Raw genomic sequence first — 26,059 nt, 5'->3', positions numbered from 1 at the left:
CAATTGCACTTAATATTGGTGTGTAGCCTTAACGACGCTCTAATTCAAAATCGTAAACACGTTGTCCGGCAATCCACGTCTCCAGCACCTGGATATTCCTTAACTCTTGCGGATTTGCCATCAGCGGATCGGCGCTGAGCATCACGAAATCGGCGCGTTCCCCTTCGGCAAGGCGGCCGAATCGCCCTTCGGCAAAGCCGGCGAAAGCGGCGCCGGCGGTATAGGCGGCCAGCGCCTGTTCGCGGCTGATCGTCTCTTCCGCTCGCCAGCCACCGAACGGTTCACCCTCGGCATTGGTGCGGCTGATGGCGACGGCCAGCCCGGCCAGCGGGTCGACCGGCTCGACCGGGGCATCGGTACCGAAGGCCAGCGCGCCGCCGGTTTCCAGAATCGAACGCCAGGCATAGGCGCCGCCCAGCCGATCCGGGCCGAGGCGGGATTCGGCCATGAACATGTCGCTGGTCTGGTGGACCGGCTGCATCGAGGCGATGATGCCGTGCTGGCCGAACCGCGCCAGGTCTGCCGGATCGACGATCTGCGCATGTTCGATGCGCCAGCGCCGATCACCGCCGTAATCCTGCGACAGCTCCTCGATGGCGTAGAGCGCCTCGCGATTGGCGGCATCGCCGATGGCGTGCACGGCCACCTGGAAATTATCGAGTGCGGCGCGGCTCATCAGGTTGCGCAGCTGGGTGCCCGAGAGCAGCGGCAAGCCGCGATTCCCGTGATCGTCCTCGTAATCGGCGTTGAGCAGCGCGCCGCGCGAGCCGAGCGCGCCGTCGAGATAGAGCTTCACCCCGTTGAGGCGCAGCCGGTCATCGTACAACCATTGCGTCGGCGCAGGGCCGCCGATCAGCAGCATGGTGTCCACGCTGTCGGCATAGGACATGACGCGCAGTTGCAGCCTGCCTGCATCGCCGGCGCGGCGGAAGGTCATCCAGTCCTCGATGCTGGTGCCCATGTCGGCAATGGCAGTGATGCCGTTGCTCAGCAGCAGGCGCTGGGCATTGTGCAGGGCCAGGTCGCGGTCTTCGGGCAGCGGCGGCGGGACCGCCGCGTTGACCAGCGCGGCCGCCGCATCGACCAGCACGCCCGCAGGCTGGCGTGACCCGGCGATGCGTTCAATCCGCCCGCCTGCGGGATCGGGCGTGGCGGCGGTGACATTGCCTGCCTGCAGGGCAAGCGAGTTGCCCCAGCTGGCATGACCGTCGACACGCTCCAGCCACACGGGACGATCCGATACCACGGCGTCCAGCTCGGCGGCGGTGGGGAAGCGGCCGAGGCCCCAGCGTTCCTGGTTCCAGCCGCGACCGATAATCCACGGCCGGTCCGGATAGGCAGCGGCATAGGCGGCGATGCGCGACAGCGCTTCGTCCAGCGAGTTGGTCATCGACAGGTCCAGCACCAGCGTGCCGAGACCGATGCCCATCAGGTGCAGGTGTCCGTCGACGAAGCCGGGAACGACCACGCGACCTTCGCCATCGACGCGATACTCGATTTCGCGCGTGGGTCGGTCGCCGAAGTCGAGCAGTTCGGAAATGCGGCCATCCTCGTCGATCACCATGCCGGTGAAGCGGTCGATGGTGCCGTCGCGGCCGACCGAGATGCCGTCGATGTTGTCGACCAGCGTGTCGGCCAGCGCAGGGGCGGGCAGGGCGAGCGAAAGGGCTGCGGCAGAAGCCGCGATACGCAGGTTCATCTTACTTCGTCTCCGGCAAATGGCGGATCAGCGCGCTGGTGTCCTGCCGCGCGCCGCCTTGCGATTGGACCTGGGCATAGAACTGGTCGACCAGTGCGGTGACCGGCAGCGACAGGCCGGCGTCCTTCGCCTCGGAAAGGGCAATGGCCAGGTCCTTGCGCATCCAGTCGATGGCGAAACCGAAATCGAATTCGCCCTTCACCATGGTCTGCCAGCGGTTTTCCATCTGCCAGCTTTGCGCCGCGCCGCCGCTGATGGCTTCGAGCACCTTGTCGGTATCCACCCCGGTCGCCTGCGCCAGCCGCACGCCTTCGGAAAGGCCCGCCAGCACGCCCGCGATGCAGACCTGGTTCACCGCCTTGCACGCCTGTCCGGCACCGGCCTTGCCGATATGGACGATGCGCGCGGCATAGGCCTGCATGATCGGGGTCGCCAGCTCCATCGCCTGCGCGGTGCCGCCGCACATGATGGCCAGCTTGCCGTTCTCGGCCCCGGCCTGTCCGCCGGATACCGGCGCGTCGACGAAATCGATGTTCCGTTGCAGTGCCGCGTCGGCCAGTTCCTCTGCCAACGCCGGGGAAACCGTGGTGTGATCGATGAACAGGGCCGGTTCGTCCATGGCCGCCAGAGCGCCGTCATCGCCCAGCATCACGCCGGCCACATCGGCGTCGTTGCCGAGGCAGGCGAGCACGACATCGCAGCCGGTCACGGCCTCGGCCGCCGTGGGCGCCGTGGCGACCTTCACGCCTTCGTCGGCCAGCCGCGCCTGCCATTCGGCGGCCCGGCTGGCGGTGCGGTTGTAGCCGGTGACGTCATGCCCGGCGCGGGCGAGGTGTCCGGCCATCGGTCCGCCCATCACGCCCAGGCCCAGAAATGCAATTTTGCTCATGGCGCGTGCGATGCCCAATCTGGTGCGGCATTACAATCACCACGGGCAATCTTTGTGCAGCGAAAGCGCGCTGCCTATTTGCACGGGCGCGCAGTTGCTCTAGGCGCACCATCCATGATGGGAACCGAGACCAGCCTGAGCCCCACGCTGACCGTGGATGACGTGCGTGCTGCCGCCGAGCGCATCAAGGGCGCCGTCGTGCGCACGCCGACCATGCATTCGCAGACGCTGTCGAAGATTACCGGGGCGGAAATCTGGCTGAAGTTCGAGAACCTGCAGTTCACCGCCGCCTACAAGGAACGCGGCGCGCTCAACGCGCTGCTGCAGCTGACCGACGAGCAGCGCCAGCGCGGCGTGATCGCGGCTTCGGCGGGCAACCACTCGCAGGGTCTGTCCTACCATGGCACCCGGCTGGGCGTACCCGTCACCATCGTGATGCCGCGCACCACGCCCACGGTGAAGGTGATGCAGACCGAGGCGGTCGGCGGCAAGGTGGTGCTGGAGGGCGAGACTTTCGACGAGGCCTATGCCCATGCCCGCAAGCTGGAGCAGGAACTGGGCCTCACCTTCGTCCATCCCTTCGACGATCCGCAGGTGGCTGCGGGGCAGGGCACCGTGGCGCTGGAATTGTTCGAGGATGCGCCCGAACTCGATTGCATCGTCGTGCCGATCGGCGGCGGCGGCCTGATCTCGGGCATGGCGACCGTGGCCAAGGCGCAGGAACCGCCGGTTACCGTGATCGGGGCCGAGGCGCGGCTCTATCCCTCGTCCTACAATGCCTGGCACGGCACGCACATGCCCTGCGGCGGCGATACGCTGGCCGAAGGCATCGCGGTGAAGGAGCCGGGCAAGTTTACCCAGGGCATCATCGAGGAACTGGTCGACGACATCCTGCTGGTGGACGAGCCGCACCTGGAAGAAGCGGTTTCGCTGCTGTTGCAGATCGAGAAGACCGTGGTCGAGGGTGCCGGTGCGGCCGGCCTCGCCGCCGTGCTGGCGCATCGTGACCGCTTCGCCGGCAAGAAGGTCGGCCTGGTGCTGTGCGGCGGCAATATCGACACCCGCCTGCTGGCCAACGTGCTGCTGCGCGACCTAGCCCGTTCGGGCCGCCTGGCGCGCCTGCAGATCACCCTGCAGGATCGCCCCGGGGCGCTGTTCAAGGTGATGCGCGAGTTCGACAAGCACAACGTCAACATCATCGAGATTTACCACCAGCGCATCTTCACCAACCTGCCGGCCAAGGGCCTGGTGACCGATATCGAGTGCGAAGCGCGCGATCGCGAGCAGTTGGAGGCGCTGGTCAAGTCGCTCACCAACAAGGGCTATCACGTTACGCAGGTGGAATTGAACTGACCCCTTTTGGGCCGTTAACCGAGCCACAAAAGCAATTTGTGGAAATTAATGGTCAGTTGCGCGCCTTTTATGGTTAATATGGTTCAACGTCGCGAATCCCTGTGGTCATAAGGCTGCACGGTAAAGCGGCGATATGCGTCGCAACCGAGCCATAAGGACCTGTACAGCCCCGTGACGGCCCCCGTTCGCTTTCCCCGCTTTTTCGTGACCAGCCCCGCGCCGTGTCCGTATCTGCCGGGCAGGACGGAACGCAAGGTGTTCACGGAACTGAAGGGCCCGCATGCCGAACAGCTGAACGATGCGCTGGGCCGGATCGGCTTCCGCCGTAGCCAGACCGTGGCCTATCGTCCCAGCTGCGAGGGTTGCCGTGCCTGCGTTTCGGTGCGGGTGGCGGCCCTGGATTTCAAGCCGTCCAAGGCGCAGCGCCGGACGCTCAATCGCAACGCCGATCTGATCGTCACCGAATGTCGTCCGTGGGCGACCAGCGAGCAGTTCGCCCTGCTGCAACGCTATCTCGAACATCGCCACCCCGGCGGCGGCATGGCTGCCATGGACGAGGTGGATTATGCCGACATGGTGGAACACACCAGCGTTTCCAGCTTTGTAATCGAGTACAGAGAACCTTCTGCCGATGGCGGGCCGGGACGACTTGTCGCCGCGTGCCTGACAGACCGGCAGGGGGACGGGTTGTCGATGATCTACAGCTTCTACGACCCGGAGCTTGAGGACCGTAGCGGGCTTGGCAACTTCGTCATTCTCGATCACATCAGCCGTGCGGCGGAGGCAGGCCTGCCTTTCGTTTACCTCGGCTATTGGGTCGAAGGATCGCAGCGCATGCAGTACAAGGTGCGCTTCCGCCCGCTCGAAGTACTTGGTCCCGAAGGCTGGCGCAGGCTTGGCGATGATGAGCAGAAACGCCTTATCGAGAACGTGGCGCAGTCTGCTGGCAGTTGCGAACCGGCCGCCGATGGCGGTGGCAAGGACAACACCCCTGGCCTGCAGCGCGAATTCAAGCTGGCCTGAGCCTATCCGAAATTCCCGTGTCTCTTCCACCGCGCTGGCCGCGGCGCTTGCGGTTCTGGCCCAGCCGGTCGCCGCGCAGAACCTGCAGGATTCGCAGCAGGTGGAAGACCTGATCCCCGACGAGGCCGTGCTCAATCCGGAGGACTGGGCCGCCGAGGGCGTGCCGCCGCAGGACGAGGCCGGGGCAGAAGCACAACCGCAGCTCGACGTGGATTCGCCGCTGGCGGAAATGCCGCTGGTCACGGTGCCCTGGCCCGAGGCCGTCGAACTGCCGCAACTCGCGCCGCTGGAAAGCGATGGTGAGGAGATCGAGTTCGCCACGTTCGAGGACCAGATCGCGCCGCTTCCGCTCGGCAGCGAGGAGAAACTCTCGGACGAGCTGGTGCTGGTCTTCCCCAGCGACCGCGCGCTGTTCCCGGAACGCGACGAATTCCTCGACCGGTTCAGGAGCCTTTCGACCGTCGAGGAATACGACGATGACGGAAACATCGCCCGCCTCGCCGCGCAGGCGCGGGTGGACGAGGAACTGCTGAACCGGCTGCTCAACGTCTACGGCTATTTCGATGCGCAGGTGATCCGCACCGTGGGCGCGGTCGATGCCAGCACCGAGTCCGACCTGAACGGTGCTGCCGTTCGCTTCGATATCATTCCCGGCCGGCGCTATGCCGTAGGCGCCATCGATCTTGGCAACCTTGCCGCGACCGGCCCCAATTACGACAAGCTGCGCGCGGAATACCAGATCTGGCCGGGCTACCCGATTTCGCTCGACGCGATCGAAACCGAGCAGTTCGATCTCGACACCGCGCTCGGCGAGCAGGGCTATCCCTTTGCGGCCGTCGATGCGCCCAGCCTGCTGGTCGACCACGATCGCAGCGAAGGCGACATTACGATGCCGGTGGAGCCGGGCGGGCGCTACACACTCCGCGGGGTCACGTCCAACCTGCCGGACTACCTCTCCAGCCGCCACCTCACCCGCATCGCGCGCTGGGACGAGGGCGACATCTATCGCCGCTCCGACCAGTTCGACTTGCGCCGCGCGATCCTGGCGACCGGCCTGGTGGGCTCGGTCGACCTGACCCCGGTGGTGGTGCAGGAACCACAGGGCGATACGCCCGGCGTCGTCGATATCCAGGCCGAACTGACCGAAGCGCCGCAACGCACGATCGCGGCCAATATCGGCTACGGTACCGAGGAAGGCGTGCGGGTGGAGGCGAGCTGGGAGCACCGCAACCTGTTCCCGCCCGAGGGCATGTTGCGGGTGCGCGGCATCGCCGGTACGCAGGAGCAGCTGGCCGGTATCACCTTCCGCAAGAACAACTTCTACGGTCGCGACCGCATCCTGACGGTGGATGCCTATGCCAGCACGGTCGACTACGACGCCTACGACGCACGCAGCATTGCGATTGTCGGCGGTTACGAGCGCGTTTCGACCCTGCTGTTCCAGAAGGACTTCAGCTGGTCGGCCGGGATCGAACTGGTCGCCACGGAGGAAAGCGAACGCGCGGCGGACGGTACCCTGCTGGCGCGCGAGACGTTCTACGTCGCCGCCCTGCCGTTGTTCGCGCAGCTCGATTCATCCGACGACCTGCTCGATCCCTCCAAGGGCTGGCGCCTGTCCGGCCGCCTCTCGCCCGAAGCATCCGAAAACGACGGGGTGCAGAGCTTCTACCTGCGCAGCCAGCTGGATGCGTCGTATTACCAGAGCGTGGGCGAAAACACCGTGCTGGCGGGCCGCGTGCGGGTGGCGAGCATTCCGGGCGCGCCGCTGGCGGCCATCGCCCCGTCGCGGCGGCTCTATGCCGGCGGCGGCGGTTCGGTGCGCGGTTACGGCTATCGCGAAATCGGACCGCTCAACGACACGGGCGATCCGCTGGGTGGCCGCAGCCTGGTCGAAGCTTCGGTTGAGGCGCGTATCCGCACGGGGCTGATGGACGGCCTGATCAGCGTGGTGCCGTTCTTCGATGCGGGTACGGTGGGGCTGGACCCGACCCCGGATTTCGAGACGATCAAGTACGGCGCAGGCCTTGGTGTGCGTTACGACACCGGTTTCGGCCCGCTGCGGCTGGACGTCGCCTTCCCGCTCAATCCAGGCCCCAATGACAACTGGATCGCGGTCTATGTCGCGCTGGGGCAGGCGTTCTGATGGTCGCGGTGGAGGAACAGCACGTGGACCAGCCGCGCCGCAGCCTGCCGCTGCGGATCCTGCGCTGGATCGGCCTCGCCATTGGCGCGGTGTTCCTGCTGCTGCTGCTTGTTATCGCTTTCCTGCACACGCCGCCGGGGCGCCAGTTCATCGTCGACCAGATCGCCAAGGTCGCGCCCGCCTCCGGCCTGCAAATCGAGGTGGGCAGCATCGATGGTTCGGTACTCTGGAGCTCCACGCTCAACGACGTGAAGTTCTATGATGCCAACGACACGCTGTTCCTTGAGGTGCCGACGGTCGATCTCAACTGGCGGCCCTATCGCTGGTTCACCAGCGGGCTCGACGTCCGCCATCTCGTCCTCACCGACGGCACGCTCTACGCTGCACCTGAACTGTTGCCCGGCGACCCCGACGCGCCGATCCTGCCCGATTTCGATATCCGGGTGGACCGTTTCGTCATCGACAACCTGACCGTGGCCGAGGGGCTGCTGGGCGAGCAGCGCACGATCGACTTCGCCGCCGTGGCTAACATCCGCGACGGGCTGGTACATCTCGATGTCGACGGAGAGTTCGGGGGCGGCGACGAATTCGCGGCCCTGATCGACGTGCAGCCGGATGGCGACCGCTTCGACCTCGATCTCGACTGGCGCGCGCCGGCGGGCGGGTTTCTCGCCACCATGGTGGGCGCGGAGGAAGACCTCTCGGTCAGCCTCGCAGGCGACGGCAGCTGGACCTATTGGGAAGGCGACCTGCTGGCCACGCAGGGGGGTGACGAACTGCTCGATTTCGACATCTACAACGAGGCTGGCCAGTATCGCATCGTCGGCCGGGCGCGGCCCGAAGGCTATTTCACCGGTATTCCCGGCCGGGCGCTGGGCGACCTCGTCACGCTGACCGCATCGGGCACGCTGGAGGATAGCGTGCTGGAAGGCGATTTCGTGCTGCGCGGGCGCGGCGTGAATGCCGATGGCGAAGGCGCGGTGGATCTCGCGAACAACGCTTTCGACAGCCTGGCGCTCAACGTGCAGCTGCTCGACGCCACGCTGCTATCTTCTGACGTGACGCTGGATGGCGCGGTGCTTGAAGGCACGCTGGATGGTGCCTTCCGCGACCTGACCATGCCGCACACGCTGCGTGTTGCGCAGATCAATGCCGGCGGCATCCTCGTCAACGGGTTGCAGCAGGAGGGGACGCTCGTCTTCGACGGTACGCGGGTCACCGTGCCGCTGTCGGCCAGCATCGCCCGGATCATCAGCAACGTCGAACTGTTCGATCCGCGCCTTCGCAACGGCGTGCTGGAAGGCACGCTGGTCTATGCCGGTGACGAGATCCTCTCCGAAGACCTCGAACTGCGCTTCCCGGGCATGAGTGCCCGGTTGGGGCTGAACGCCAATCTTGCCAGCGGACTGACGCAGGTGAACGGTCCCGTCCGCGTGGCCGATCTCGAATTCTTCGAGCTTGGCCGCCTTGATGCGGCGGCGGATATCCGCTTCCGCATCGGTGGCGGATCGCCATGGGCTCTGCGCACCGAAGTGCGGGGGCGGATGGACGAGGTGACCAATCCCCTGCTCGCCAACATTGCCGGGCCGCAGATCGGTTTCGACGGCGGGGTAGTCCTCGGTTCGGGCGTGCCGCTGGTGTTCCAGTCGTTCGACCTGGATGCCGAGAATCTGACCGCCACCCTCGACGGCCAGGTCGACGAAGCGGGCACCAGCATCGCCGGTGCCGGCCAGCATGTCGACTACGGGCCGTTCACGGTGGAAGCGCTGTTGGCCGAAGACGGCCCCTACGCGACCCTGATGCTTCCCGATCCGCTACCCGCCGCAGGCCTTACCGATGTGCGCGTGGTGCTGGCGCCGACCGAAGAGGGCTTCATGATCGAAACCGAGGGCGGCTCCATGCTGGGTGCGTTCGACGGCTCGCTCAACCTGGTCACCGCCGAGAATGGCGATACCGCGATCCGCGTAAACCGCCTCGACGTGGCCGAGACGCGTGTTGCGGGCACGCTCAACCTGGTCGAGGGCGGCGTGGCGGGCGCGCTCGGCGTCAACCGGGGCGGGATGAACGGCACGATCGACCTTGCGGTTCGCGATGGTGGCCAAGGGTTCGATGTCGATCTGGAAGCGCGCAATGCCCGCTTCGACGGCCCCGTCTCGCTCGCCATCAATCGCGGTACGATCAATGCCGGCGGCCTGATTGCCGAAGGCAACACTACGGTGACGGGCAATGCCAACCTGCAGGGAGTCAGCTTCGGCACGCTGTTCATCGGTCGCCTCGCCGCTGAAGCCGAAGTGCACAATGGTGCGGGCCATTTCGATGCTGCGATGACCGGGCGGCGCGGCAGCCGGTTCGAACTGCTGGTGAATGGCGATGTCGCCCCGGACCGGATCGCGGTGGCAGTCGACGGTTCCTATGCCGAGAACGAGATCGGCATGCCGCGCCGCGCGGTCGTGCTGCGGACCGAAGATGGCGGCTGGGAACTGCAGCGCTCGCAGGTCAGCTATGGCGACGGCTTCGTGATCGCCAGCGGCCGTTTCGGCGGCGAGGCGCCGGTGGAAGCACGGCTGGCCATGAACGATCTCTCGCTCGACTGGCTCGGCGCGATCAGCGGCGACCTGGGGCTGGGTGGCAAGGTATCCGGGGTGCTGGAACTGGGCGCAGGCGAGAATGACCGGCCCGTGGGCGAGGCCCGCGTGATGGTGGAGGGGCTGACCCGTTCCAGCCTGCTGCTCACTTCGTCACCGCTCGATATCGCGCTCGTGGCGGACCTTTCGGAAACGCTGCTGCAGGCGCGCGCGGTCATGTCCGACGGGACGGGAGCGGAGGGCCGCCTGCAGGCCCGTGTAAGCAATCTCGCGCAGTCCGGCAGCCTGCCCGAACGGCTCTATGCGGGCGACCTCTCCGGCCAGTTCCGCTTTACCGGTTCCGCCGCCGCGCTGTGGCGTCTGGCCGCAATCGACCTGCTCGACGTGACCGGCGATATCGGTATTGCCGCCAACGTGGACGGGACCCTGCTGGAGCCGCAGGTGCGCGGATCGCTGTCGGGTGACGACCTGCGCGTGCGCAGCGCGCTGACCGGTACCGACATCAGCGGCGTTTCGGCACGCGGGCGGTTTACCGGTTCGCGCCTCGCGCTCACCAGCTTCTCCGGTACGGCGCCCAATGGCGGGCGCATCTCCGGCAGCGGCATCGTCGACCTGTCGAACATCTCTGGCGGGCGCGGTCCGCAGATCGACTTGCGGATGGCGGCGCGCAATGCCGAGGTCCTCGACCTCGAGAACATGGGCGCGACCGTCACCGGGCCGATGCGCATCGTCTCCAACGGTGTGGGCGGTACCATCGCGGGCCGCCTGACCGTCAGCAGCGCCAACTGGCGACTGGGGCAGGCGGAAGCCATTGCCGAGTTGCCCAATGTCGCGGTGACCGAGATCAACCTGCCCGCCGATGCCGCGCCGATTGCCGCACGCAGCCAGCCATGGCGCTACCTGATCGATGTCAGCGCGCCGGGCGGGATCGAGGTCGACGGCATGGGACTCGACAGCGAATGGCGCACCGACAACCTGCTGCTGCGCGGCACCACCGACGATCCGCGCCTTGGCGGTTCGGTCTCCATCGTGCCGCGGCAGGGCTTCTATTCCTTCGCCGGGACGCGTTTCGAAATCACCCGCGGCGAGATCGACTTCGACCGGAGCGTGCCCATCGATCCGCGGATCGACCTGCTGGCCGAGACCGAGGTCAACGACCTGTCCGTCCAGGTGACCGTGCGCGGCAATGCCAGCCAGCCGGATATCGCCTTCTCCAGCGTGCCCGCCCTGCCGGAAGAGGAACTGCTTGCGCGGCTGCTGTTCGGCGGTTCGATCACCGACCTGTCCGCCACCGATGCGCTGCAACTGGGCGCGGCGGTGGCCAGCCTGCGCGGCGGGGGCGGGGTTGATCCGATCAACCGCCTGCGCACCGCCGTGGGGCTGGACCGCCTGCGGATCGTGCCGGCCGACCCGGCGCTGGATCGCGGTACGGCGGTCGCGCTGGGCAAGAATTTCGGACGGCGCTTCTACGTGGAAATCGTGACCGACGGGGCGGGCTACAATGCCACCGACCTGGAGTTCCGCATCACCAGCTGGCTCAACCTGCTGGCAACGGTCAGCACCGTGGGACGGCACCAGGCCGCGGCGGAATACCGCCGCGATTACTGATCGACCGGTTCAAGATCTTTCAGCAGCGCATCGATCGGGAAGATCGTACCGTTGACGCCGCTTTCCGCGGGGCCGACCAGGTGGGCTTCGGCCCCATCGGAAGAGGTCACCAGCAGGCCATCGACTTCGCGGCGGATGGTCAGCGTGTTGGTACCCATGGTCTGCAGCTCGACCGAGCCTTCCGCGCCATCGATGGCAGTCTCGATGTCTTGCAAGGTCAGGAAGCCGGGCACGATATGCTCGCGGATCATCGCCACGCGCGCGGCGCGCATCTCGTCGCCGTCCAATTGCAGGTCCAGCGCCGCGAACACCTCGTCGGTCGGGGCGAAGATCGTGTAGGGGGCATTGCCATCGAACACGCTTTGCAGGCCGACATCGCCCAGCACATCGGACACCTGCGACAGGTTCTCCGCCTCGCCCAGCAGCGAGGCGACCGTCGCCGAGCTTACCTCGCCCTCCGACGACTGTTCTTCGTTTCCACCCGTCCCGCATCCTGTCAGCAGCAGGGCGAGGGCGGCCATGGCGGCAAGCCTGTTATCGAATGTCATCGCGATTCCCGTCAGATCAGCAGTTCGATGGCCGCGACCACGAGCATGGTCTCGGGGTCGATCTCGTAAACGTAGCCATTGTTGTAGCGATAGCGTGCGCCCGGCCGGTCGTAATACCGGTCACGATAGCTATAGGGCACGTTGTAGATGTCGTAGCCGTCCGGCGCGCGCTGGCCGACGACGAACTCGTCGCCCGTCAGCATGGCGGCGATGGAGGTGATGGCGGCGGTTTCGGGGTCCAGCCGGTACACGACGTTGTCGGCGTAGCGGTAATATTCGGGCCGACCGAGGCCGTAGTAGCTCTCGTAATACGACGGCAGCCGGGCATAGCGGTAGTCGGCCGGCCAAGGATTGCCGATCGACAGCGCGCCGCCCAGAAGCGGGATGTAGCCCGATATTTGCCCGTCGAGGCCAAGGCGGAGCAGGTAGCCATCGTCGTAGAAGTAGCTGCCGCGCACGTCGCGCAGCAGGCTGCCCAGACCCCACCAGTCGGGAGCGTAGCGACGATAGCGGTCGCCGTCCTGTTGCCGGGCGAGGCCGGGCGGACGGCAGCCATTGTACTTGCGCGCAAGGCCGGGCGGACAACCATCTGCCACGCCATTGGCGCGGAGGCGGAACTCGATTGTCGGGGCCGGGGCGTAGGTGATCCTTGCGATGTCGGAAGCGCCATTGCCCCCACGATTGCCCCCGGCATTGCCTGCGCCATTGCCGCGTGCTGGTTGCGCTTCGCGGCCCCCGCCGTTGCCCCGGACGGTATCGGGTCCGCGACCCGCGTTGCTTTCCGGAGCTGGTCCGGCGCGATTGCCGCGCGCCTCCGCCGGACCGTTCCCGCGTGCGCCGCGATCGGCATTGGCGCTGGCACCGCGGTTGTCATTAGCCTGGCCGTTCCCGCGTTCCGCCGCAGCGGAAGGTCCGACATTGCCACCTTGCCCGTTGCCCCTGCCATTACCCTGCGCCAGCGCGGGCACCACGGCCAGGGCGACGGCGGAAATTCCTGCAACCCAGAGTTTCATTGCATGCTCCTCTGCAACCCGAACGGGGCAATGACCCAACCGGTTCCAGACTGGTGTCGAATTGCGCCACTCAGGAACCTAGACGGTAGAGCCTGGCCTCGGCTTCGCGGCGGCGGGCGAGGCCTTTCAGTTTCCGGCCACCGGCATAACACCAGCGCGCGAACTCGCTGGCCGCGCCGTCATGGTCGCCCGCCTTGTGCAGCCGGGTGAGGGTGGCCGTGGCGATGGCGCCGGTGTTGTAGTGGAAGCTGACCAACGCATCGAACTGCTGCTGGCTGGTCGCGGCACCGTCCAGCTCGTCGGCGACTTCTGCGGCATAGCGCGCCAGGTCCGCCTCCAGCCGGGCGTCGCAGGCCTCTCTGGTCCAGACGGTGCCGCGAGCGATTCCGGGGCCGGTAGCGCCCCAGCCGATGGTCCACGGCTCTGCCCCGGTGCCGGGATCGGGATAGGCTTCCACCATGCCGTCGGCGCGGATTTTCGCGCAGCCTTCGAACCGCTTGATCAGGGCAATGCCATCAGGGCCGACGGCGCGCGGCGAGGGGTAATGTGGAACACAGGGAACACTGTCCTGGGACAGATAGTCGGCAGCCCTGTCGAGCTCTTCCACCTCGGCCCGGGTGAAGCCCCGGCCAAGCATGCGGCGGAGCGTGTCGAAGAGAGGTTTGCGGTTCATTGGCGGTGCCTTTCCTGCAGCGATTCGGGCCTGTCCGCTAGGCGCGTGGCAATCAGGTAGGAAAGCGGATTGTAAAGAGCTCTTGACTGACAAGAACTCTTTACAGTAAAGAGCTCTTTACAGGCAGGAGATCGATTCGGTGCAGAACCGCTTGAAGGAATTTCGCGAAGCGAAGGGCTGGAGCCAGGGCGAACTGGCGCGCCGGCTGGGCGTCTCGCGCCAGACCATCAATGCGGTCGAGACCGACAAGTACGATCCCTCGCTGCCACTGGCACTGCGCATGGCGAAGCTGTTCGCGGTGAGCGTGCCGGACCTGTTTATCGACGATTGGGAACCGGAGGCGGAGTAATGGACATGGCGGAACAGGCGAAGCTGAACAGCAAATGGCGCAAGGCCGCCATCGCGACCGGGGCGGGGGCCGTATTCGGCTTTGTCGCGGCCAGCGCGTTCATGCGGATGGCAGACCTGCCGTCCGTCGATCTCGGGTCTTCGGCGGAAGTGGCCGGACTGGTCGGCATCATCTACCTGCTGACGGCGCTGATGGTGGCCGTGGGCGTGGTGCACCCCGGCTTCGGTGCGCGGTTCCTCAATGTCGAGGATGCCCTCGAACTGCAGGAGCAGCGTCGTCTGCTCGCCTTCAGCGCCTCGTCGATCACCTGCATGGGCGCGGCCCTGCTGCTGGCCGCGCTGTCTGGCCCTGCGGGTCCGATCACGCCGTATGTCGGCCTCATCGCCCTGCCGTTGATCCTGCTCGGGATCGTCCTCGGCCTTGCCCAATGGCGCTATGCGGACGAGCTGATGAAGATGGTCTCGCGCGAAAGCGCGACTGCCGCCTTCTACTTGCTGTTCGCCTTTGGCGGCGGCTGGGCCCTGCTGGCACAGCTGGGGTACGCGGCGGCTCCGGCACCGCTCGACTGGTTGTCGATGATCTATGCGGCGGGGCTCGTCGGCTCGTTCATCGCGAGCGGCCGCCGGGGCATGCTGAACCCGCGCTAGCTCGGGCAACCACCCAGACCGTCGGAAAGCAAAAGGGCCGCCCGGTCTCCCGGGCGGCCCTTCCTGTTTCGGTATCCCGAACCCGTCTTACGACGAGTAGTACATGTCGAATTCGACCGGCGACGGGGTGGTTTCGAAGCGCAGCACTTCTTCCCACTTGAGGTCGCAGTAGGCTTCGATCTGGTCGGTGGTGAACACGCCGCCCTTGAGCAGGAAGTCATGGTCGTCGCGCAGCGCCAGCAGGGCTTCACGCAGCGAACCGCAGACGGTCGGCACGTCGGCCAGTTCGGCCGGCGGCAGATCGTACAGGTTCTTGTCCATGGCATCGCCCGGGTGGATCTTGTTCTCGATCCCGTCGAGGCCGGCCATCAGCAGCGCCGAGAAGGCGAGGTACGGGTTGGCCAGGGCATCGGGGAAGCGGAATTCCACGCGCTTGGCCTTTTCGCCCGAGCCGTAGGGAATACGGCAGGAGGCCGAACGGTTGCGCGCCGAGTAGGCCAGCAGCACCGGAGCCTCGAAGCCCGGCACCAGACGCTTGTACGAGTTGGTCGTGGCGTTGGTGAAGGCGTTGATGGCCTTGGCGTGCTTGATCACACCGCCGATGTAGTGGAGGCAGGTTTCCGACAGGCCGGCATATTCGTTGCCCGCGAAGGTCGGCTTGCCATCCTTCCAGATCGACATGTGGGTGTGCATGCCGCTGCCGTTATCTTCCTTGATCGGCTTGGGCATGAAGGTCGCGGTCTTGCCATAGGCGTGGGCGACCTGCTGCACGACGTACTTGTACACCTGCACGCGGTCGGCGGTTTCGGTCAGCGTGCCGAAGGTGATGCCGAGCTCGTGCTGGGCAGCCGCCACTTCGTGGTGGTGCTTGTCCATCGGCAGGCCCATTTCCATCATCGTGCTGACCATTTCGGCACGGATGTCCATGGCGCTGTCGACCGGCGCGACGGGGAAGTAGCCGCCCTTGGCGCGCGGACGGTGGCCCATGTTGCCCATTTCCATGTCGGCGCCGGTGTTGGTCGGCAGCTCGACATCGTCGATCTGGTAGCCCGAGCCGGCATAGCCGTCTTCGAAGCGAACGTCGTCGAACATGAAGAATTCGGGTTCCGGACCGACGAACACGGTGTCGCCGATGCCGGTGCTCTTCAGGTAGGCTTCGGCGCGCTTGGCGGTCGAACGCGGATCACGCTCGTAGAGTTCGCCGTTGGACGGCTCCACGATGTCGCAGTTGATGGCGAGCATCGGCGTGGCGCTGAACGGATCGACCCAGCTGGCCGAGCAGTCCGGCTTCAGGATCATGTCGGATTCGTTGATGGTCTTCCAGCCTTCGATCGACGAACCGTCGAACATCAGGCCTTCTTCGAGGGCGTCTTCATCGATGACGCTGGCGCACATCGAGAGGTGCTGCCACTTGCCCTTCGGGTCAGTGAAGCGAAGGTCGACCCATTCGATCTCCTCTTCCTTGATGCGCTTCACGATATCCTTTGCACTGGCCATGTCGGTATTTCCTTGTCTTTGAACGTATGAGTGTTTGTTCTGGCGGGAATGCCTGGAATGCGATCCCTGGTTTAGAGGGCAGCTTCGTCCTGTTCTCCGGTACGGATCCGGATGGCCGTTCCGATATCGGAGACGAAGATCTTGCCGTCGCCGATGCGCCCTGTCTTGGCGGCACCGGCGATCGCTTCGACCACTTGCTCTGCCATGGAGTCGGCAACGATTACCTCGAGCTTCACCTTGGGCAGGAAGTCGACGACATATTCTGCGCCGCGGTAGAGTTCGGTGTGGCCCTTCTGGCGGCCGAAGCCCTTGGCTTCGGTGACGGTGATGCCGGACACGCCCACTTCGTGCAGTGCGTCCTTCACCTCGTCGAGCTTGAAGGGTTTGATGATGGCTTCGATCTTTTTCACGTTGTCCCTGTTCGGTTACCCGTTTTGGCGGGCCTTTCTCCCAATGAGCAGTTCCCGCTCGCGTGGTTTACAAGAATCATGCCAGAGCGGCTGCACGCGTGGGTAGACAATCGCACGGCCTAGCGAAAGGGCGGATTCGCAACATTTGCGCCGCAGTTCGCGTAACCGAAGCAATCAAATTGCGTTGGGGGTGTGCCGCGCTTGACGAATTTGCATGCAGGTGTGCCCAAATTATGGGCAGCGTGTGCCGCTCAGAGACGCAGTCCGGCCAGCGGATCGATTCCCGCCATCAGGTTCAGCGATTGTACCGCCGCGCCGCTGGCGCCCTTGCCGAGGTTGTCGAGCACCGCCACCAGCCGGGCGGTCTCGCCCTTGCTGTCGGCGAACACGTGCAGGTCCACCCGGTCGGAGGGCGCGGCATCCGTGTGCAGCAGCACTTCGCTCACCGGCTCCTGGTGCACGGTGATCAGCGGAGCGTCCTCGTAGTAGCGGGTGAGTTCGGCGCGCAGCTCGTCGGGCGGGGAGGCGCTGCGCATCGCCCGGATCGGCAGCGGCACTTCCACCACCATGCCCCGGAAGCCCGGCACCACGGCCGGTGCGAAGACCGGCGGATTGGCGAGGCCGGACTTCTGCTGCATTTCCGGCAGGTGCTTGTGATCCAGCGTCAGGCCATAGTCCATGAAGGCGATGTTGCTGCCATCGCCCCGGAAGCGTTCGATCAGGCTCTTGCCGCCGCCCGAATAGCCGGAGACGGCGTTGACGGTGTAGGGCCAGTCGCGCGGCAGCAGCTTGGCGCGCACCAGCGGCGCCATCAGCGCCAGGAAACCGGTAGGATAGCAGCCGGGATTGGACACCCGGTCCGCCCCGGCAACCACGCTGGGGCCGACCAGTTCGGGGAAGCCGTAGATCCAGCCGGGCGCGGTGCGGTGCGCGGTGGAAGCGTCGATCACCCGCGTGCCTGACGCCTTGTCGAGCATGGCCACGGCATCGCGCGCGGCGTCGTCGGGCAGGCAGAGGATGACGAAATCGGCGAAGTTGAGCGCGGTGCGACGGCAGTCGGGATCCTTGCGCTCGTCATCGTTGAGCTTGATCAGCTCGAATTCCTTGCGGCCCTTCAGCCGGTCGGCGATCTCCAGCCCGGTCGTGCCGGCGCCGCCGTCGATGAAGACGGTGTGAGCCATGGCTCAGGCGCTGACCGGTTCGAGCCGGTCGAGGTGGACATAGCCCACCGGCCCTTCCAGCGAGAGGCAGCCCCAGGCCCATTCCCGCGTGACGTCGAGCACTTCGAAGCTGTCGCCTTCGATCAGCACGCACAGCTCTTCCGCGCCTTCCTCGGGCGCAGCCAGCAGCGGTGCGCCGCCGGGCAGCACGCCGCGCGGCTGGGGCACGGCATAGTGCGGCACGAAGTGCTTCCCCGCGAGACCGATATGCGCAAGGTCGCCGCGGATCGGTTCGACCCGCGGATCGGGACGCGCCACGGGGCCGGACAGGGCGAAAGGCCCCTGGGTCCCCTTGTCGGTCATGCTGTTCTGGTCCTGGCTCAAGCGCCGTTTACCCGTATCTTCGTTGTGCAGGATGCCCCTGTGTGCAGGCGCGCTTAGACGCGTGCGGGCGCTGCTGCAACCTCGCCCGTCAGCCGTATCGCCCGCGCAGCGCGTGGAAGGCGGCGCGCAGGCCCAGCGCGGCGCCGCCCTTCGGGCGACCGGGCTTGGCGGCAGGACGCCAGGCGAAGGTGTCGAAATGCGCCCAGTCGATATCCTCGCCCACGAACTTGTCGAGGAAGCTCGCCGCCACGCTCGCCCCGGCGAAGCCGTTGTTGTGCGTGTTGTTCGTGTCGGCAATGTCGGACTTCAGCCATTCGGCATAGGGATCGTGCAGGGGCAGGCGCCAGGGCGCGTCGTCGTGCGCCTTGCCGGCCTCGAGCAACTGCTCGGCGGTCTGGTCGCGGCGGGTGAACAGCGCGGGCAGGTCCGGCCCCACGGCAACGCGCGCCGCGCCGGTCAGGGTGGCAAAATCGATGATCAGCTCCGGCTCGTGCTCGCTCGCCAGGGTCAGCGCATCGCCCAGGATCAGCCGACCCTCGGCATCGGTATTGCCGATTTCCACGGTCAGCCCCTTGCGGCTGGAAAGCACGTCGCCGGGGCGGAAGGAATTGGAACTGATGGCGTTCTCCACCGCCGGCACCACGCAGTGCAGCCGCACCTTGAGGTTCGCCTTCATCACCAGTTCGGCCAGCGCCAGCGCATGCGCCGCGCCGCCCATGTCCTTCTTCATCAACAGCATGCCGCGCGCATTCTTGATGTCGAGGCCGCCCGAATCGAAGCACACGCCCTTGCCGATGATGGCGACGCGCGGGTGATCGTCCTTGCCCCAGTTGAGCTGGATCAGGCGCGGTGCATGCTTGCGCTCCGCCGCCCGGCCCACGGCGTGAACCATGGGGAAGCCCTTTTCCAGCGCATCGCCGCGGGTGATTTCGATCGAGGCGTCGCATTCCTTGGAAATGCGCTCCGCCTCCGCCTCCAGCGCGGCGGGGCCCATGTCCTCCGCCGGGGTGTTGACCAGATCAGCCACCAGCGAAGCCGCCTGCGCTTCCAGCGCGACGAGGTCGATCTTGGCGACGTCCTCGGTCAGCAGCACGCGCGGCCCTTCAGCCTTCTCGTCCTTGGTGTAGCGTTCGAAGCGGTATTGCGCGGTCTGCCAGCCGAACAGCGCCGGGCCGGGCTTGTGCTCGGCAAGGCGATAGGTCCCCTCCGGCAGGACCTCGGCCAGCTTGGCCAGGCACCAGCTGGAAAGCTCTTCCGGATCGGCGACGCCGCCAACCGCGAACCAGCTTTCACCATCGGGCACGATGCCCACCTGGTAGCCGCCGCCGGTGAACTTCTGCGCCGCCAGCGCGGCACGCTGCGGGCCGCTCAACCCGCTGGCGAAACCGTCGAACGTTTCGCTGTTGACGAGGTGGATCGCGATGGCCTCTTGCCCGCGGTCCGGCTGGATCAGGTCTGCTGTGATAGTCATGCAATTCCGCTTGCCGTTTTCATCGCCATTTGGAAAGGCTGGAGAGTGATGTTCCGACGAATCTCCTGTGTCTTTGGTCCCTTGCTGCTGGCGGCATGCGTTCCGGCAGACGAGATCGACGACCCGTCGGCTACTGCTTCGCAGACTCCGGAGGCACCCCTGCCGCCCGGTGCCACCAGCGAATCGCTGCCGGTGGGCGGGGCCAGGCAGGTGTCGGAAGAGACCGACCTGTTCATCTTCGAGTATTCCTATCCGCAGGCCGCCGGCGAGATCGTGCCGCTGGCGCGCTGGCTGGACGTGCGGCTGGACCGCGAACGCAACGCGCTGGCCACGCGGGCGACTCAGGGCCAGGAGGAAGCGCGCGACAACGGCTTCCCGTTCAACACCTACTCGGACAGCACCAGGTGGGAAGTGGTGGCCAACCTGCCCGACTGGCTGAGCCTGTCGGCGGACCTGTCCAGCTATACCGGGGGTGCGCATCCCAATTACGGCTTCGACACCATCGTGTGGGACAAGCAGCGCAATATCGCGCTTGAACCGATCGCCTTCTTCACCTCGCCCGCTGCGCTGGACCGCGCGCTGGGAGAACAGCTGTGCGAAGCGCTCAACCGGGAGAGGGAACGTCGCCGGGGCCGCCCGGTGGAGGAGCATTCGAACGATCCTTTCGATTCCTGCGTGAAGCCGGACGAGACGAACCTGCTGCTCGGCTCGACCGACGGGGCGCTATTCAACCGCATCGGCATCCAGATCGCGCCATACCTGGCGGGGCCTTATGCGGAAGGCAGCTACGAGTTCACCTTCCCGGTGACGGCAGAACTGTTGCAGACCGTGCGCGAGGAATATCGCGGTGCCTTTGCCGCGCGGAACTAAGCGCATCTCGCAATTTGGTGCGAATGTGCCTACATGCGGCGCATGACCGAATACCAGCACGTAACCGAAGACATGTCCGTCTATCGCGACGGCACCATCAAGCTGCACGGGCCGGAAGGCTACGAAGGGATGCGCAAGGCCGGCCGCCTGGCCGCCGAGATCCTCGACGAGCTGACCGAGCGCGTGGTGCCGGGTGTCACCACGGCAGAGCTTGACCGTGTGGTGCGCGAGATGACGCTGGACGCCGGCGCTGTGCCGGCGACCATGGGCTATCGCGGTTTCGCCCATTCGTGCTGCACCAGCATCAACCATGTGGTCTGCCACGGCATCCCGGCGGACAAGCGGCTGAAGGACGGCGACATCGTCAATATCGACGTCACCCCGCTGCTCGACGGCTGGCACGGCGACACCAGCCGCATGTTCATGGTCGGCGACGTGCCGCTGAAGGCGAAGAAGCTGGTCGAGGTGACCTACGAATGCCTGATGATCGGCATTGCCGAGGCGCGCCCCGGTGCGCGGCTGGGCGATATCGGCGCGGCCATCCAGCAGCATGCCGAACGCCAGCGTTACGGCGTGGTGCGGGAATTCTGCGGCCACGGCCTTGGCCGCCTGTTCCACGATGCGCCCGAAGTGGTCCACGCTGCCCGCGCCGGAACGGGTCCGGTGCTGAAGCCGGGCATGTTCATGACCATCGAACCGATGATCAACCTTGGCCGCCCGCACGTGAAGCTGCTCAACGACGGCTGGACCGCGGTGACCCGCGACAAGAGCCTGTCGGCGCAGTTCGAGCACTCGATCGGCATTACCGAGGACGGCTGCGAGATCTTCACCAAGAGCCCGAAGGGGCTGGACAAACCACCTTACGGAGCCGCCGCATGATGCGCATCGCCGCCGGTGTTGGAGCCATGGCCCTGCTGGCGGCCTGCCAGACCGCGCAGCCCGGGGTCGCCGAAGTCGATCCCGAGGGCCACGCGCTGGCTCAGGCGGCCTGCGCCGGATGCCATTCGGTGGAGCCTTACGGCCTCTCGCCCAACCCGGACGCGCCCGAATGGCCGGTCATTGCCAATACGCCCGGCCTCACGCGCGAAACGCTGACCACCTGGCTGGTGGAAGCGCACAATTATCCGGAGCAGATGGATTTCTACCTCGAGGAAGACGAGGTGGAGCTGCTGGTGAACTACATGCTCACCCTGCGGCGTGAGGATTTCCACCCGCCGTACTGACCAGCCGCGCGAGGTGCGCCTCGCACGACCGGCAATCGCTGCTACCGAAGCCCTTGATGGCTATTTGCGCGAGGCCGCTCTCCAGCAGCCGTTGCATCAGCTCGCATTCGCTGCCGCCGGGAAAGGCGAGCGCGGTGACCTTGGAGGCCGTCACGGTCAGCGCATCGACGTGCCAGTGCGGCTGCTTGTCGCGCCGCATGTGCCGCGCCACCCGTGCCGCGATGCCACCGGGGCCATTGGCGCTGCCGGCATAGAGATATTCGCCAGCCTCCAGTCCGTAGGGCGTGCCGCGCAATGTACCCGACACCGGTGCGTCGAGCGTTATCGACAGCAGGTAGGCACCGCTGACGCGCGGCATTTCGCCGTCGTGGCCGTCCGGAAGGATCGCCTTGAGGCTAGCGTTCACCCACCTGAACCCGTGTCCTCGGGAGCAGGCGCCGCAGCAGCGGCTTCGGCATCCAGTCGCCGTTGCGCCCGCGACGAATTGATCATGTCGCGCACCTGCACGTTACCCTCGTGGCAAGCGAATTCGTAGAATTCGTAGTCGTCGTCGCGGGTCCAGTCGTACCGCGCCGTCCAGGGGGCCGTGTAGACCAGCGGATCGCTATAGGTGATCTCGTAGATGATGCGCTCCGGACTCACCATGGTCAGGCGCTCCACGACGCGAGCTTCCGGACTGGTGGGATAGGTCGTATCCCAGGCGTTTGGCGAAGCCGCCCGTCGATGGATTTCCGGGTCGGCGGCGTCGCCATGGATGATGTTGGTGGTCTCGATCACCAGCGTGTTGCCATCCCAATGGCCGATCGGCTGACCCATGTAGGTCCGGACATCGTCCGACCATCGCTCGGTTGCACCCAGCGGCACGATCCGCGTCGACATCATCTCGTGATGGATCACCACCAAGCCCGGCGCCTGGAAGATGCGAATGCCGTTGTTGTAGGGAAAGGGGAACATGCTGGCGGGAAAGCCGCGGGTCACGCAGCGATCGTAGATGTCGAGATCGGTGATCCAGTCGCGCGCCTGCCCGCTAACCCAGCTTGAGCGTCCGGCGGCCTGAAGCGGTTGCGCTTCCTCCGTAAGCGGAGGGAAGCGACCGTTCGGCGGATCGATCAGCATCGAATTGCGACGTCCGAAATCGGTCGACTCGAGCCAGTCGGCCAAGCCCTGCGTCCCGCCGCTCCTCAACTCGTTCACGAAGCTGTCGTCGCTCGCGCGCGCCTCCGCCAGCCGCTCTGCATATTCCTCGTCCGTCAGCCAGGCGCGATTCCCGAATTCTTCGGGCCGCTCGATGCGCATGCCCATCTGGTCAAGATTCTCGATCGGCCAGGTGCCGCGCAGGTCGGGGTCGCCCCACGGGGTTCGCGGCGGCTCGTAGTCCGTGGTGATAGGCGGGATTGTGGTCAGGTCGTCAGGCACGCTTTGCCCGATTGCGGGCGTGGCCAAGGCAAGCAGCGCCAGTGCTGCGACAGTGCAATTTCGCATCGAGTTCCCCCCAGAACATGCTGCGACCGGGGGTGAGAATACAGGAAAACCAGCCGTGAACCAGTGCTGCGTGCTCAGGCCTCGCGGCTGGCGCGGATGGCCGCACCGCCGGCGAAGGGAGCCATGGCGACTAGCACCAGGCTGATGGCGGCAGTGAGCGCGATGCCGCTCTCGCCGCCGGTCGACAGGCTGCCCGCGCCGAAGATCAGCAGCGGCACCGCCAGCGGGATGACCAGCAGGCCCGACAGCGCCGCTCCGCCGCCGCGCAGGCCCACGGTGACGGCGGCAATGATGATACCGATGGCAGCAAGGCCGGGCGTCCCCGCCAGCAGCCCCAGTTCGACCGTGTGCAGCGTCTGTGCATCTATTCCCAGCAGCGCGCTGGCGGGCAGGGCGGCGAGCATCAGGAACGGTCCGAAGCTGAGCCAGTGCGCGAGTAGGCGAACGGCCACGACCGTTTCCTCCGATATGCCGCGCAGCGCCCACTGGTCGAAGAAGCCGTTCTCCAGGTCGGGTGCCAGCAGGCGGTCGAGCGGAAGGATGGCGGCGAGCAGCGCTGCCATCCAGATAACCCCGCCGCCGGTCGCGGCCAGCAGGTTGGGATTGGGGCCGATTGCGAAGGGATAGAGCATGGCCACGGCGAGGAAGAACAGCAGCGGCAGCAGCGTGTTGCCGCGCTGCGCGCCGGGCAGCAGCATGGCGAGATCGCGCCGCAGCAGGGGGCCGAGCGCGCTCATGCCGGTTCCTCGGCGGGGATGAAGTCGGGCAGGTGCAGAACGGTCATGTCCGGCACCGCAATCGGCTGGTGGCTGGCGACCAGCGCAATGCCTCCGCCAGCGCAGTGTTCGGCCACCAGCGCCTCGACCAGGCTCACCGCCTCGCGGTCCAGCCCGTTGAGCGGCTCGTCGAGCAGCCACACCTGCGCCTGCTGGCCCAGCAGCCGGGCGAGGGCGGCGCGCTTGCGCTGGCCGGTCGAGAGATAGCGCACCGGCACGTCGAGCAGGTCGGCAAGGCCAAGGCGGTCGGTGACGTCCGACGCCGGCGCGTCGAGCTTGCCCCAGAAGCCCAGCGCGCGGCCCAGTGGCAGGTGTTCGTCAAGCGCCAGCGTCTGGTCGAGCAGGGCGGTGCTGCCATGGCGCTCCAGCGTCCCGTGATAGGGACGCAGCAGTCCGGCGAGGATGCGGATCAGGCTGGACTTGCCCGTGCCGTTCGGCCCGGTGACGTGGCAGGCCTCGCCGCTCGCCAGCTCCAGCCCGAGGCCGACGAACAGCAGCCGCTCGCCGCGGCGGCAGGCAAGATCACTCGCGGCAAGGCGTGGCACTTCCATCGGCGCAAGCGTTAGGGCAGGGAGGCCACAACACGCAAGCGAGGGAGCACCACATGGCGGTCGAGAAACTGACACAGAGCGCGGCAGAAGAGGCACTGAAGGGCCTCGACGGCTGGGAATTCGACCGCGACGGGGACGCTATCCGCAAGCTTTTCACCTTTGCCGACTTCAGCGAGGCATGGGGCTTCATGAACCGCGTGGCGCTGATCGCGGAAAAGGCCGACCACCATCCCGAATGGTCCAACGTCTACAACCGCGTCGACATCACGCTGACCACGCATGACGCCGATGGCCTGTCCGAACGCGACCTAAGGATGGCGCACGCGATCGAGGCGCTGTGACGGCCTGGATCGCCCTGCTGCGGGCGGTGAATGTCGGCGGCACAGGCAAGATCGAGATGGCGCGGCTGCGCGCTGCTGCCGAAGGGGCCGGGCTGGGCGGGGTGCGCAGCTATATCGCCAGCGGCAATCTCGTCTTCTCCGGTCCGGATGACGTGGAGCAGGTGCGGGCCCTGCTGACCAAGGCAATCGCGCAGGAATTCGGCGCCAGTCCGGAGATCATCCTGCGCACGGGTGCACAAATGGCAGCAGTCGCAGCGCGCAACCCCTTTCCCGCTGCGCCGGGCAACAAGGTGATCGTGATCTTCACCGGCGGCGAGGTTTCGACAGCTGGCCTGCGTCACCAGGCGGACGAGGAAGTCCGCGCCGGCGAGGACGAGCTCTTCGTCCACTACCCGTCGGGGCAGGGGCAGTCGAAGCTGGTCGTCCCCGCCGCGAAGGAGGGGACGGGGCGCAACATGAACACGGTGGCTAAGTTGGCCGCGATGGCCGCCGAAATCGCCTAGCCCTTGGCCGGGCGACCCTCGGCGCGCTCGTGTGCCTCGGCCAGCGCGATGGCGCGGCGGCGCAGGTAGCCGGGGAACCACTTCGCGGCGCGCTTCATCTTCTTCGCGGTCTTGCCGATTATCTTGTGCGTGTCGTTTCCGTGGACGGCGTTCCACGCTTCCCGGGCAACCTCTTCCACCGGAGTGAATTCGAAGCCGGCCTTCACCACCGCCTCGCGGATGGTGGTGTTGCGGCTGCGGTTGGGCGGGTTCTGCAGCAGCGGGGTGTCGATGAAGCTGGGCATGATCGAGCGCACCTTGATGCCGTGCACGGCCCACTCGGCCTCGAGGCTTTCGGTCATCGAGCGCACGCCCGCCTTGGTCGCGCCGTAGACGCTCTGGTTGGCGACGCCGTAGATCGCGGCCGCGCTGGCGGTGTTGAGCAGGCAGGCGTCGGGCGCGGCGGCCTTCAGGTGCTCGAACGCGGCCTTGGCGCCGTAGAATACCGCGCGCAGGTTCACGTCGAGCAGCAGGTCCAGCTCTTCGTGGGTAATCTCGGTCAGCGGGCCGCCGCTGGGCAGCCCGGCATTGTTGGCCAGCACGTTGATCCTGCCGCCTGCCTTGCCCGCGAAATCGCCCAGCGCCGCTTCCCAGCCGGCGCGGTCGGTCACGTCGAAGGTGTAGGTGTGGCACTGGCCCTCGGGCAGCAGGCCCTTGGTCTCTTCCAGCCCTTGCGCATTGCGGTCGGCAATGCCCACCAGCCAGCCTTCGCGGGCGAAGTGCTGCGCGATGGCGCGGCCGATGCCCGAGGCGCCGCCGGTGATGAAAATGCTTTTCTGCATGGGCTTGTTCTCTCCTCTCCCAAGGGGGTGCCTATCCGGC

The 26,059-nt window shown here is 66.3% G+C and carries 26 protein-coding genes; 11 read left to right on the top strand and 15 right to left on the bottom strand.

Annotated features, from left to right (window positions below; all coding sequences use genetic code 11):
* Positions 1-28: 28 nt before the first annotated feature.
* Both OZN62_RS05840 and OZN62_RS05835 read right to left on the bottom strand, forming a co-directional pair.
* Positions 29-1,699 (bottom strand): amidohydrolase, encoded by a 1,671-nt coding sequence (locus OZN62_RS05840; RefSeq protein ID WP_269101840.1) that lies wholly within the window; start codon positions 1,697-1,699, stop codon positions 29-31.
* 1 nt (position 1,700) lies between these two features.
* Entirely contained in the window at positions 1,701-2,588 is an 888-nt protein-coding gene (locus tag OZN62_RS05835) for an NAD(P)-dependent oxidoreductase (RefSeq protein WP_269101839.1), read from the bottom strand.
* Between the two features lie 114 nt (positions 2,589-2,702).
* Here OZN62_RS05835 and OZN62_RS05830 point away from each other — a divergent pair, with 114 nt between their 5' ends.
* The 4 genes from OZN62_RS05830 to OZN62_RS05815 all read left to right on the top strand — a co-directional run bounded on the left by OZN62_RS05830 (position 2,703) and on the right by OZN62_RS05815 (position 11,300).
* Positions 2,703-3,941, top strand: a complete 1,239-nt coding sequence (locus OZN62_RS05830) for a threonine ammonia-lyase (RefSeq protein ID WP_269101838.1) — start codon at positions 2,703-2,705, stop codon at positions 3,939-3,941.
* A gap of 171 nt (positions 3,942-4,112) precedes the next feature.
* Positions 4,113-4,964, top strand: coding sequence for an arginyltransferase (locus OZN62_RS05825; protein WP_269101837.1), 852 nt, complete (start codon positions 4,113-4,115; stop codon positions 4,962-4,964).
* 100 nt (positions 4,965-5,064) lie between these two features.
* A complete protein-coding gene (locus tag OZN62_RS05820) occupies positions 5,065-7,107 on the top strand; it encodes an autotransporter assembly complex protein TamA (RefSeq protein WP_269101836.1) in 2,043 nt (680 codons plus the stop codon).
* A complete protein-coding gene (locus tag OZN62_RS05815; RefSeq protein WP_269101835.1) occupies positions 7,107-11,300 on the top strand; it encodes a translocation/assembly module TamB domain-containing protein in 4,194 nt (1,397 codons plus the stop codon). Before OZN62_RS05820 ends, OZN62_RS05815 begins: the two co-directional genes overlap by 1 nt.
* On the opposite strand, the gene OZN62_RS05810 is transcribed toward OZN62_RS05815, so the two are convergent.
* From OZN62_RS05810 to OZN62_RS05800, 3 genes are all read right to left on the bottom strand, one after another.
* Entirely contained in the window at positions 11,294-11,848 is a 555-nt protein-coding gene (locus tag OZN62_RS05810) for a fasciclin domain-containing protein (protein WP_269101834.1), read from the bottom strand. The genes OZN62_RS05815 and OZN62_RS05810 overlap by 7 nt on opposite strands.
* A gap of 11 nt (positions 11,849-11,859) precedes the next feature.
* On the bottom strand, positions 11,860-12,861 hold the full coding sequence (locus tag OZN62_RS05805; RefSeq protein ID WP_269101833.1) for a hypothetical protein: 1,002 nt from the start codon (positions 12,859-12,861) through the stop codon (positions 11,860-11,862).
* Between the two features lie 70 nt (positions 12,862-12,931).
* Positions 12,932-13,534, bottom strand: a complete 603-nt coding sequence (locus OZN62_RS05800) for a lysozyme (protein ID WP_269101832.1) — start codon at positions 13,532-13,534, stop codon at positions 12,932-12,934.
* Positions 13,535-13,673: 139 nt separating this feature from the next.
* Here OZN62_RS05800 and OZN62_RS05795 point away from each other — a divergent pair, with 139 nt between their 5' ends.
* Both OZN62_RS05795 and OZN62_RS05790 read left to right on the top strand, forming a co-directional pair.
* Complete coding sequence (locus OZN62_RS05795; RefSeq protein ID WP_269101831.1) at positions 13,674-13,883, top strand: helix-turn-helix transcriptional regulator; 210 nt, start codon at positions 13,674-13,676, stop codon at positions 13,881-13,883.
* Positions 13,884-13,888: 5 nt separating this feature from the next.
* Positions 13,889-14,530: a hypothetical protein gene (locus OZN62_RS05790; RefSeq protein WP_269101829.1), complete on the top strand. Its 642-nt coding sequence runs from the start codon at positions 13,889-13,891 to the stop codon at positions 14,528-14,530.
* Positions 14,531-14,617: 87 nt separating this feature from the next.
* Here OZN62_RS05790 and glnA read toward each other — a convergent pair whose 3' ends face one another.
* The 5 genes from glnA to OZN62_RS05765 all read right to left on the bottom strand — a co-directional run bounded on the left by glnA (position 14,618) and on the right by OZN62_RS05765 (position 19,452).
* Positions 14,618-16,027: a type I glutamate--ammonia ligase gene (gene glnA, locus OZN62_RS05785; RefSeq protein WP_269101828.1), complete on the bottom strand. Its 1,410-nt coding sequence runs from the start codon at positions 16,025-16,027 to the stop codon at positions 14,618-14,620.
* Between the two features lie 71 nt (positions 16,028-16,098).
* On the bottom strand, positions 16,099-16,437 hold the full coding sequence (locus tag OZN62_RS05780) for a P-II family nitrogen regulator (protein ID WP_269101827.1): 339 nt from the start codon (positions 16,435-16,437) through the stop codon (positions 16,099-16,101).
* Positions 16,438-16,688: 251 nt separating this feature from the next.
* On the bottom strand, positions 16,689-17,618 hold the full coding sequence (gene argC, locus OZN62_RS05775) for an N-acetyl-gamma-glutamyl-phosphate reductase (RefSeq protein ID WP_269101826.1): 930 nt from the start codon (positions 17,616-17,618) through the stop codon (positions 16,689-16,691).
* Positions 17,619-17,621: 3 nt separating this feature from the next.
* Complete coding sequence (locus tag OZN62_RS05770) at positions 17,622-17,960, bottom strand: hypothetical protein (protein ID WP_269101825.1); 339 nt, start codon at positions 17,958-17,960, stop codon at positions 17,622-17,624.
* A gap of 109 nt (positions 17,961-18,069) precedes the next feature.
* Positions 18,070-19,452 carry a leucyl aminopeptidase family protein gene (locus OZN62_RS05765; protein WP_269101824.1) on the bottom strand — a complete coding sequence of 461 codons (1,383 nt, stop codon included), beginning with the start codon at positions 19,450-19,452 and terminating at the stop codon, positions 18,070-18,072.
* 48 nt (positions 19,453-19,500) lie between these two features.
* On the opposite strand from OZN62_RS05765, the gene OZN62_RS05760 reads away from it, so the two are divergent.
* From OZN62_RS05760 to OZN62_RS05750, 3 genes are read left to right on the top strand one after another with little or no spacing between them, the layout of a single operon-like run.
* A complete protein-coding gene (locus OZN62_RS05760; RefSeq protein WP_269101822.1) occupies positions 19,501-20,322 on the top strand; it encodes a DUF4163 domain-containing protein in 822 nt (273 codons plus the stop codon).
* 42 nt (positions 20,323-20,364) lie between these two features.
* Positions 20,365-21,201 (top strand): type I methionyl aminopeptidase, encoded by an 837-nt coding sequence (gene map, locus OZN62_RS05755; RefSeq protein ID WP_269101821.1) that lies wholly within the window; start codon positions 20,365-20,367, stop codon positions 21,199-21,201.
* Positions 21,198-21,545 (top strand): c-type cytochrome, encoded by a 348-nt coding sequence (locus OZN62_RS05750; RefSeq protein WP_269101820.1) that lies wholly within the window; start codon positions 21,198-21,200, stop codon positions 21,543-21,545. Before map ends, OZN62_RS05750 begins: the two co-directional genes overlap by 4 nt.
* On the opposite strand, the gene OZN62_RS05745 is transcribed toward OZN62_RS05750, so the two are convergent.
* The 4 genes from OZN62_RS05745 to ccmA all read right to left on the bottom strand — a co-directional run bounded on the left by OZN62_RS05745 (position 21,508) and on the right by ccmA (position 24,354).
* Positions 21,508-21,951 carry a GIY-YIG nuclease family protein gene (locus OZN62_RS05745; RefSeq protein WP_269101819.1) on the bottom strand — a complete coding sequence of 148 codons (444 nt, stop codon included), beginning with the start codon at positions 21,949-21,951 and terminating at the stop codon, positions 21,508-21,510. The two genes, OZN62_RS05750 and OZN62_RS05745, sit on opposite strands and share 38 nt — an antisense overlap.
* Positions 21,948-22,961 (bottom strand): hypothetical protein, encoded by a 1,014-nt coding sequence (locus OZN62_RS05740; protein WP_269101817.1) that lies wholly within the window; start codon positions 22,959-22,961, stop codon positions 21,948-21,950. Before OZN62_RS05740 ends, OZN62_RS05745 begins: the two co-directional genes overlap by 4 nt.
* A gap of 140 nt (positions 22,962-23,101) precedes the next feature.
* Entirely contained in the window at positions 23,102-23,764 is a 663-nt protein-coding gene (locus OZN62_RS05735; RefSeq protein WP_269101816.1) for a heme exporter protein CcmB, read from the bottom strand.
* Positions 23,761-24,354: a heme ABC exporter ATP-binding protein CcmA gene (ccmA, locus tag OZN62_RS05730; RefSeq protein WP_269101814.1), complete on the bottom strand. Its 594-nt coding sequence runs from the start codon at positions 24,352-24,354 to the stop codon at positions 23,761-23,763. Before ccmA ends, OZN62_RS05735 begins: the two co-directional genes overlap by 4 nt.
* Before the next feature lie 53 nt (positions 24,355-24,407).
* Between ccmA and OZN62_RS05725 the strand changes: the two genes are divergently transcribed.
* Together OZN62_RS05725 and OZN62_RS05720 are read left to right on the top strand one after the other, a co-directional pair.
* Positions 24,408-24,695: a 4a-hydroxytetrahydrobiopterin dehydratase gene (locus OZN62_RS05725; RefSeq protein WP_269101813.1), complete on the top strand. Its 288-nt coding sequence runs from the start codon at positions 24,408-24,410 to the stop codon at positions 24,693-24,695.
* A complete protein-coding gene (locus OZN62_RS05720) occupies positions 24,692-25,198 on the top strand; it encodes a DUF1697 domain-containing protein (RefSeq protein WP_269101812.1) in 507 nt (168 codons plus the stop codon). Before OZN62_RS05725 ends, OZN62_RS05720 begins: the two co-directional genes overlap by 4 nt.
* On the opposite strand, the gene OZN62_RS05715 is transcribed toward OZN62_RS05720, so the two are convergent.
* The gene (locus OZN62_RS05715) at positions 25,195-26,019 is read right to left on the bottom strand and encodes an SDR family oxidoreductase (protein ID WP_269101810.1); all 825 of its coding nucleotides are present in this window, start codon (positions 26,017-26,019) and stop codon (positions 25,195-25,197) included. The genes OZN62_RS05720 and OZN62_RS05715 overlap by 4 nt on opposite strands.
* Positions 26,020-26,059 lie beyond the last annotated feature (40 nt).

It is taken from the genome of Aurantiacibacter sp. MUD11 (assembly GCF_026967575.1).
In the GTDB taxonomy this organism is placed as follows: Bacteria; Pseudomonadota; Alphaproteobacteria; order Sphingomonadales; family Sphingomonadaceae; genus Alteraurantiacibacter.
The sequence above is the reverse complement of the archived record's forward strand: the minus strand, read 5'-3'. Positions and strand labels throughout refer to the sequence as shown.

Bases quoted from the DNA above. Each gene is read 5' to 3' on its own strand.
- OZN62_RS05750 (WP_269101820.1), top strand. From the start codon at position 21,198: ATGATGCGCATCGCCGCCGGTGTTGGAGCCATGGCCCTGCTGGCGGCC.
- OZN62_RS05790 (WP_269101829.1), top strand. From the start codon at position 13,889: ATGGCGGAACAGGCGAAGCTGAACAGCAAATGGCGCAAGGCCGCCATC.
- ccmA (WP_269101814.1), bottom strand. From the start codon at position 24,354: ATGGAAGTGCCACGCCTTGCCGCGAGTGATCTTGCCTGCCGCCGCGGC.
- OZN62_RS05715 (WP_269101810.1), bottom strand. From the start codon at position 26,019: ATGCAGAAAAGCATTTTCATCACCGGCGGCGCCTCGGGCATCGGCCGC.
- OZN62_RS05765 (WP_269101824.1), bottom strand. From the start codon at position 19,452: ATGACTATCACAGCAGACCTGATCCAGCCGGACCGCGGGCAAGAGGCC.
- OZN62_RS05770 (WP_269101825.1), bottom strand. From the start codon at position 17,960: ATGACCGACAAGGGGACCCAGGGGCCTTTCGCCCTGTCCGGCCCCGTG.
- OZN62_RS05805 (WP_269101833.1), bottom strand. From the start codon at position 12,861: ATGAAACTCTGGGTTGCAGGAATTTCCGCCGTCGCCCTGGCCGTGGTG.
- OZN62_RS05810 (WP_269101834.1), bottom strand. From the start codon at position 11,848: ATGACATTCGATAACAGGCTTGCCGCCATGGCCGCCCTCGCCCTGCTG.
- OZN62_RS05815 (WP_269101835.1), top strand. From the start codon at position 7,107: ATGGTCGCGGTGGAGGAACAGCACGTGGACCAGCCGCGCCGCAGCCTG.
- OZN62_RS05830 (WP_269101838.1), top strand. From the start codon at position 2,703: ATGATGGGAACCGAGACCAGCCTGAGCCCCACGCTGACCGTGGATGAC.
- OZN62_RS05800 (WP_269101832.1), bottom strand. From the start codon at position 13,534: ATGAACCGCAAACCTCTCTTCGACACGCTCCGCCGCATGCTTGGCCGG.
- OZN62_RS05725 (WP_269101813.1), top strand. From the start codon at position 24,408: ATGGCGGTCGAGAAACTGACACAGAGCGCGGCAGAAGAGGCACTGAAG.
- OZN62_RS05840 (WP_269101840.1), bottom strand. From the start codon at position 1,699: ATGAACCTGCGTATCGCGGCTTCTGCCGCAGCCCTTTCGCTCGCCCTG.
- argC (WP_269101826.1), bottom strand. From the start codon at position 17,618: ATGGCTCACACCGTCTTCATCGACGGCGGCGCCGGCACGACCGGGCTG.
- OZN62_RS05760 (WP_269101822.1), top strand. From the start codon at position 19,501: ATGTTCCGACGAATCTCCTGTGTCTTTGGTCCCTTGCTGCTGGCGGCA.
- OZN62_RS05735 (WP_269101816.1), bottom strand. From the start codon at position 23,764: ATGAGCGCGCTCGGCCCCCTGCTGCGGCGCGATCTCGCCATGCTGCTG.
- glnA (WP_269101828.1), bottom strand. From the start codon at position 16,027: ATGGCCAGTGCAAAGGATATCGTGAAGCGCATCAAGGAAGAGGAGATC.
- OZN62_RS05835 (WP_269101839.1), bottom strand. From the start codon at position 2,588: ATGAGCAAAATTGCATTTCTGGGCCTGGGCGTGATGGGCGGACCGATG.
- map (WP_269101821.1), top strand. From the start codon at position 20,365: ATGACCGAATACCAGCACGTAACCGAAGACATGTCCGTCTATCGCGAC.